Origin of the sequence: Campylobacter sp. CNRCH_2016_0050h, from assembly GCF_025772605.1 — a bacterium.
GTDB classification, from domain to species: Bacteria; Campylobacterota; Campylobacteria; order Campylobacterales; family Campylobacteraceae; genus Campylobacter_D; species Campylobacter_D lari_D.
Genome location: NZ_JAKMSK010000013.1, coordinates 35798 through 42668, shown reverse-complemented (window position 1 = coordinate 42668; position 6871 = coordinate 35798). Strand labels below are relative to the sequence as shown.

Below are 6871 nucleotides of genomic sequence, written 5' to 3'. Positions count from 1 at the left end.
GGAAGTAAAATATGCTTGATAATTTTGATCTACCAAATTTTGCCCTTTTAAGCTAGAAATTGCTTGATTTAAATACTCATAATATTGCCAAGCATTATAAGTGTTTAAATTACTTGTATTGATATTTAAATTTTCAATGCTATTTTTAAATGCGGTAAATCATCTTCCATAAAAGTAGTAGTTGCACTATATTTTTCCACATCCGATCTTCTTTGACAAAAACAATGATAAAATACATTTACAGTTACTACATCAAATTTTTTAGCTATAAAATTTCTATAACTTTCTAGAAAATGTATATTTGCATTAGCTCCATACCCACCTATGATAAAAACAATAGCTTTCATTTGCTTACTATCATCATAAGTGATTCTATATTCTAATTTACTTTCTCTTTTTATATTTAATTCTACATCATCACAAGAGTCTATAAAATAGGTTTGGTTTTTAAGCATATTAAGCCTTTTAGAAATTTTGATTAATTATATCATCAAAATTTCTAAATAAATAAAAATTATCCAAAAGCTCCATTTAAATAAGCTTTTGTTTTTTCTTGTTTTGGATTTTCAAAAAATTCCTTACTCTCTCCAAATTCTACAAGTTCGCCTAGATGAAAAAATGCAGTATAATCAGCCACGCGCTTACCTTGTTGCATGTTATGCGTTACCATGATCATAGAAAGATTATGACTTAATTCTTTAATAAGCTCTTCTATAACGCTTGAAGATATAGGATCAAGTGCAGAAGTTGGTTCATCTAAAAGTAATAATTTTGGCTTTATGGCCAAAGCTCTTGCTATACAAAGGCGTTGTTGCTGACCACCTGAAAGTGCTAGAGCATTTTGTTTTAGTTTATCTTTAACCTCCTCAAAAAGCCCTACTTTTTTAAGACAATCTTCCACCAAAGCATCCTCTTCATCTTTGTTTTTGATCATCCCATGGAGTTTTGGAGCATAAGAAATATTATCATAAATGCTTTTTACAAAAACATTAGGTTGTTGAAATACCATTCCAACTTTTTTTCTAAGCACGACTAAATCTTGATTTTTAACATCTTTTCCATCAATCTCAACAAGACCATCGATTTTTGCTATTTTGTCATTCATCCTATTAAAACAACGCAAAAATGTGGATTTTCCACATCCTGAAGCACCTATTAAAGCTGTGATTTTATTTTTTTGAATTTCCATATTAATATCAAATAAAGCTTGTTTTTTACCATAAAATAAATTTAGATTTGTTGTTTTTGCTATCATTTTAATTTTCCTTGAAAATATCTTCTTAAAAGTATTGCTGCTAAATTTAAAATCACCAAAAGAGATAAAAGCACTATAATCCCTGCTGCTGTTCTTTCTAAAAATGCACGCTCTGGCATAGCTGACCATGAAAAAATTTGAGCAGGTAAAACACTTGTTGGTGCAAAAACACTATTTGCCACATCAGGTATAAAAGCTATCATACCTATAATCATCAAAGGTGCGGTTTCGCCAATAGCTTGAGCTAAAGTTAAAATAGAACCTGTTAAAATCATAGGCATTGCCAAAGGTAGCATAATGCCTTTTATCATTTGAATTTTAGTCATGCCTAAAGCATATGCTGCATTTTTCATATTAATATCCACACTTTTTAAGGCAGCTTTAGTTGAAACAATAATAATAGGTAAGCTCATAATAGCCAAAGTTAATCCTCCAACTAAAGCACTAGAACGAGGCATCCCAAAGAGATTAATAAACACCCCAAGTCCTAAAAGTCCAAATAAAATACTAGGAATACTTGCAAGGTTATTAATACACACTTCTATAAAATGCGTAAATACATTTTGCGGAGCAAATTCTTCTAAATAAATAGCTGCTCCAACTCCTATTGGGATACTTACAACCATACATACTATCATCACAAGTAAAGTTCCAACCACAGAAGCAAAGATTCCTGAATTTTCAGGTGATTTAGAATCTCCATTAAGGAAAAAATTTGTGTTAAAACTTAGTTTGATTTCTTGCTTTTGAACTAATTCATCAACTAAAGTTTTTTGTTCATCGCTTAGTTTATTGTAGTTTTTTTTCATATATTGATCAACTTCAGAATTTGCTAAAAGCCAAGATTTTTCTTTGATTTGACCCGTTCTTATTTTCCTTTGTTCAGCACGCGATAAAAGCTCATATGAAGGGCTATTTCTATCAGCCTGGGCATAAATGTAAGTTTGCTTAAAAGCTCCTATCCCAAGATACCCTACGCTTGATAAAAAAATACAAAGAAAAATAAGGTTTATATAAAGCCCCATTTTACAGAATCTTTTGAAATTTTTTGAAGCTTTTTTTCTTTGTTTAAAAAGTTTTTTCATAAATTTTTCCTTTTATGGAAGCGATTTATCAAATAAACGCTAAAAATATTAATGATTAATGTAATAATAAAAAGCACAAGCCCTAAAGAAAATGCACTTAAAGCTAAAGAACTATCAAAAGCTTGATCACCGCTTAATGCTTCTACTATTTTTACAGTCACTGTTGTCATATCTTCTAAAAAATTCATTGTTAAATTTGGACGCAGTGAAGCAGCCATAACAACAATCATTGTTTCACCTAAAGCTCTTGAAAGTCCTAAAAGACAAGCTGCAACTATACCTGGCATTGCTTCTGGTAAAATTACTGCAAAAACAACTTCTTTTTTAGTCATACCTAAAGCATAAGCTCCATTTATCCTTTTTAAACTTACAGCTTCAATGCAATCTTGTGAGAGTGAAGCCACTATAGGAACTATCATAATACCCATGATAAAACCTGCACCTAGGGCACTTTGAAAACTAGCTTCTATACCAAAAAGAGAAAAAAACCACACTATAAAAGGAGCTACAACTATGGCTGCGAAAAATCCAAAAACTACAGTAGGAATTCCTGCTATGATTTCCAAAATAGGTTTTAAATAGTTTTTAGATTTTTTACCTGCAAATACTCCAAGATAAATAGCACACATTACACCTAAAGGTAAGGCTGTTAGCATTGCTATTAATGAAATATAAAAAGTTCCCCAAAATAAACTCAAGGCACCAAAAACCCCATGTTTGCTACTTCCATCAGCACCTACAAATGCAGCATCTGCTGCCCACTGACTTGAGAATAAAAAAGTAAATACGCTTTCTTTTTGAAAAAATTTTAATGCCTCTATTAAAATAGTTAGCATAATAGCAAAGCTTACTACTACGCTAACAAAAGCACAAAGAAAAAGCGTTAATTTTATTATTTTTTCTTTTATCAATTTTTCATCCTAAAAATTAAAAAACTTTCCCTGCTTTAACAAGCTCATCAGTTAATAAACCTTTTTCTTCTATATGTTTTTGGGTTTGTTTTAAAGTTTTTTCATCCAAAGGAACCAATCCTATTTTTTCTAATTCTGCTCCGCTTTTAGCTAAATCATCACTCATATAAATTTTTGCAAATTCAAATACTTCTGGATTTTTCTTAGCATTCATATATATAAACAAAGAACGAGCTAGTTTATATTTTCCTTCGGAAATATTCTTCTCATCAGCTTTTACACCATCAATATCAACTGCATTAATCTTATCATCATTACTAGCTAAAAATCCGTATCCAAAAAGCCCAAAAGCTTCTTTATCAACAGAAAGTTTTGAAACAATTAAATTATCGTTTTCTCCGCTTGGTATAAATGCTCCATCTTGGCGTATAGTTTTATATGCACCTTTATATTCAGGAATTTTTTTAGAAATATCTACCATTACAAGCTCTTCTATACTATCTCTTGTTCCTGAACTTGATGGAGGACCATAGATTGTAATTTTTCTATTTGGTAGATTTTTATTGATTTGTTGCCAATTTGTATAAGGATTTGGGACTAATTTTCCATCTTGTGGAATTTCTTTGGCCAAAGCTAAAAATAACTCATGTAAGCTTATATTTAATGGAGCATTGATTTTATTTTGAGCTAAAACTATGCCATCATAGCCTATCATAATCCCGACTATATCACTCACACCTGATTTTTTACAAGTTTCAAATTCACTTGGCTTGATTGCTCTTGAAGCATTAGAAATATCAGTAATTCCCTCGCAAAACACTTTAAAACCACCGCCTGTGCCAAGACTTTCAACTATAGGTGTTTTTGTATTTTTTATAGAAGCATACTCTTCAGCAACAAAAGAAGTAAAAGGATAGACAGTAGATGAACCTGCTATTTTTAATTCTGCTGCGTTTAAACTAACAAAGGTAGCCACACTTAAAGCCAAAAGTTTTTTCATTTTTTCTCCTTGTTTTAAAAAAAGTAATGAAAATTTAAAAAAACTTGGAAACATTTTGGATACATGTATTTTTTGATATAATTTTGTATGCTAAATGTTATTTTGATAGAAGATGATAAAGATTTAAATGAGTTAATTAGTTTAAGACTTAGTCAAGAAAATATAAAAATTTATAATTATTTTGATTTTTTTGACTTAGAAACCTTTCTAGATACAAATGAAATAGACTTAATCATCATGGATAGAAATTTACCAAGTGGCGATAGTGTAGAGATGATAAAACAATTAAGAAAAAAAGGTTATATGGAGCCTGTGATTTTTCTTAGTGCAAAGACTTTACAAAAAGATATTTTGGAAGGTTTTGAGCAAGGCTGCGATGATTATATATGCAAACCTTTTGATTTTAATGAACTTTTATTTAGAATCAAAGCCGTAACTAAAAGAAATAAAACTCCAAAAGAACAAATTTCTTATCAAGATTTTACTTTATATATAGAAGAAAGGAAATTAATTCATCAAACAAATACATTTGAAAATTTATCAACCCTAGATGTAGAATTACTCAAGTGTTTTTTTAATCACAAAAATCAACTTCTAAGCCGTCAATTTTTAAGTGAGCAGGTATGGAAAAATGACACAACAAGCGATAAGACAATCAATACGGCTATTTTAAGATTAAAACAAAAAATTCCACAAATTAAAGAAAATATCATTTCAGTGCGCTCGGTGGGTTATAAATTGTGTTAAAAATCAGAAATTTTTTTGCTTTATTTTTTATATGTTTTTGTATATTTTTTATAGGATTGTTTTATTTTGTTAATGAACAATATATAAACAACACTATAAAAAGCACTTATGAGCAAAAATTAAAAACCTTGAATGATACATTAAAATTTAGCATTATAAAAACACTCAATACAAACAACATTCAAGAATTTTCTCAACAAACAAGAGCAGATTTTATCATCAAAAAAGATGGAAAAACCATCTCATCTTTAGATGATTTTGATTTCTTTAAAAATCAATTTAACGCAGATTTTACACATGAATTTTTTAATAATAAAGAAATTTATTATAAAGCTTATCAATATGAAGGATATAAATACATCATCATTGTTTATCCAAAAATAAACGCAAAAATACAAGATTTTTGGATAAAAAATATTTTGATTTTTTTACTTTTTTTAGCAGTATTAACTGCAATATATATTTTTATATTTAACTTTTTTAAAAAATACTTTCAAGAATTACTTTTGTTTATTAAAAATATAAAGAGTCAATCAGAATTTCATTTTACAAAGAACTTTTTTTATGATTTAAATTCTTTAAATTTAAGATTATTAAAAATAAAAAAATTATTTTATGAGAAAGAATTACAAAATAAAAAACAAGCCAAAAAAATTAAAATGAAAAACACTCAACTTTCAAATTTAATCAGTGCTATTTCACATGAGTTAAAAAATCCTTTAAGTGTTATAAATTTAAGTTTGCAATCTTTAGAAAAAGAACATAATGATGAAACTATGAGAAAATTTATGCTTGAAAAAATTCACAAGCAAAGCGTAAAAATCAACCAACTAACACACAAACTAAATTTTGTTTTTAATTTAAATATCACATCTTTAAATAAAGAAAATTTTGATTTATATGCTTTAAGTAAAAATATTGTTGAAAATTTTAATGAAAGCAGGATTAAAATTCAAGGAGAGCAAACTTTCATAAAAGCAGATTCTTTTCTCATTGAGCAAGTTATTATTAATCTCATTAGCAATGCACTAAAATATAGTCAAAAAGATATTTTTATTGAAGTTAAAAACCAAGAATTTACTATACAAGATCAAGGCATAGGCATAGAGGAAAAATACTTAAAATTAATCACAAAAAAATTTTATAAAATCAATACTAGCCAAAACAATTCTTTCGGACTAGGATTGTTTTTAGTTAAAAAAATACTCACTTTACACAAAAGTTCTTTAAAAATTCAATCTAACCCACAAAAAGGCAGTGTTTTTTCTTTTAGTATAAAAAATACAAAATAATTTTTTTATTATTAATATCTTTTTAATAAAACTATATTAATATAATAAAGCAATAACACTTAAAGGAGAGAAAATGCTTTCAAAAGAAGTAGTAGCTTTATTAAATGAGCAAATTAATAAAGAAATGTATGCAGCAAATTTGTATTTGAGTATGAGTTCATGGTGCTATGAGCATAGTTTTGATGGTGCAGGGGCATTTTTGTTCGAGCATGCAAGAGAAGAAAGTGATCATGCTAGAAAACTCATCACTTATTTGAATGAAACTGATTCTAAAGTAGAATTAAAAGAAGTTAAAAAACCTGATAGTGATTTTAAATCATTGCTTGATGTATTTGAAAAAACTTTTGAGCATGAGCAAAGTATCACTGCTTCTATTAATAATCTTGTAGATTTTATGCTTTCAAGTAAAGATTATTCTACTTTTAATTTTCTACAATGGTATGTAAGCGAACAACACGAAGAGGAAGCGCTTTTTAGAGGTATAGTGGATAAAATCAAACTCATAAGCGATAATGGTAATGGCTTATACATGGTAGATCAATACATCAAAAGTCTGACTAATAAATAATATTTAGCTTCCA

Annotated in this window: 7 protein-coding genes and 1 pseudogene; 3 read left to right on the top strand and 5 right to left on the bottom strand. The window is 28.1% G+C overall.

Features of this window, described 5'->3' with window-relative positions; translation table 11 throughout:
- Positions 1-178: 178 nt before the first annotated feature.
- The 5 genes and pseudogenes from L8X28_RS07080 to L8X28_RS07060 all read right to left on the bottom strand — a co-directional run.
- A pseudogene (locus L8X28_RS07080) lies at positions 179-455 on the bottom strand (DUF2920 family protein); the annotation flags it as partial.
- 59 nt (positions 456-514) lie between these two features.
- Positions 515-1255: a phosphate ABC transporter ATP-binding protein PstB gene (pstB, locus tag L8X28_RS07075; protein WP_133318867.1), complete on the bottom strand. Its 741-nt coding sequence runs from the start codon at positions 1253-1255 to the stop codon at positions 515-517.
- Positions 1252-2340 (bottom strand): phosphate ABC transporter permease PstA, encoded by a 1089-nt coding sequence (pstA, locus tag L8X28_RS07070; protein ID WP_133318866.1) that lies wholly within the window; start codon positions 2338-2340, stop codon positions 1252-1254. The genes pstB and pstA overlap by 4 nt, the downstream gene beginning before the upstream one ends.
- A complete protein-coding gene (gene pstC / locus L8X28_RS07065) occupies positions 2337-3251 on the bottom strand; it encodes a phosphate ABC transporter permease subunit PstC (RefSeq protein ID WP_047208303.1) in 915 nt (304 codons plus the stop codon). The genes pstA and pstC overlap by 4 nt, the downstream gene beginning before the upstream one ends.
- Positions 3252-3267: 16 nt before the next feature.
- Entirely contained in the window at positions 3268-4251 is a 984-nt protein-coding gene (locus tag L8X28_RS07060; protein ID WP_257928718.1) for a substrate-binding domain-containing protein, read from the bottom strand.
- Between the two features lie 87 nt (positions 4252-4338).
- Here L8X28_RS07060 and L8X28_RS07055 point away from each other — a divergent pair, with 87 nt between their 5' ends.
- From L8X28_RS07055 to ftnA, 3 genes are all read left to right on the top strand, one after another.
- Positions 4339-4998 carry a response regulator transcription factor gene (locus tag L8X28_RS07055; RefSeq protein WP_220566406.1) on the top strand — a complete coding sequence of 220 codons (660 nt, stop codon included), beginning with the start codon at positions 4339-4341 and terminating at the stop codon, positions 4996-4998.
- Positions 4992-6290 carry a sensor histidine kinase gene (locus L8X28_RS07050; RefSeq protein WP_263665918.1) on the top strand — a complete coding sequence of 433 codons (1299 nt, stop codon included), beginning with the start codon at positions 4992-4994 and terminating at the stop codon, positions 6288-6290. Before L8X28_RS07055 ends, L8X28_RS07050 begins: the two co-directional genes overlap by 7 nt.
- Positions 6291-6363: 73 nt before the next feature.
- A complete protein-coding gene (gene ftnA, locus L8X28_RS07045) occupies positions 6364-6858 on the top strand; it encodes a non-heme ferritin (RefSeq protein ID WP_220566403.1) in 495 nt (164 codons plus the stop codon).
- Positions 6859-6871: the final 13 nt, after the last annotated feature.

What these genes read in the sequence shown, in the direction of transcription:
- pstB (WP_133318867.1), bottom strand. Translation starts at nt 1,255, where the DNA reads ATGATAGCAAAAACAACAAATCTAAATTTATTTTATGGTAAAAAACAA.
- pstA (WP_133318866.1), bottom strand. Translation starts at nt 2,340, where the DNA reads ATGAAAAAACTTTTTAAACAAAGAAAAAAAGCTTCAAAAAATTTCAAA.
- L8X28_RS07060 (WP_257928718.1), bottom strand. Translation starts at nt 4,251, where the DNA reads ATGAAAAAACTTTTGGCTTTAAGTGTGGCTACCTTTGTTAGTTTAAAC.
- L8X28_RS07055 (WP_220566406.1), top strand. Translation starts at nt 4,339, where the DNA reads ATGCTAAATGTTATTTTGATAGAAGATGATAAAGATTTAAATGAGTTA.
- ftnA (WP_220566403.1), top strand. Translation starts at nt 6,364, where the DNA reads ATGCTTTCAAAAGAAGTAGTAGCTTTATTAAATGAGCAAATTAATAAA.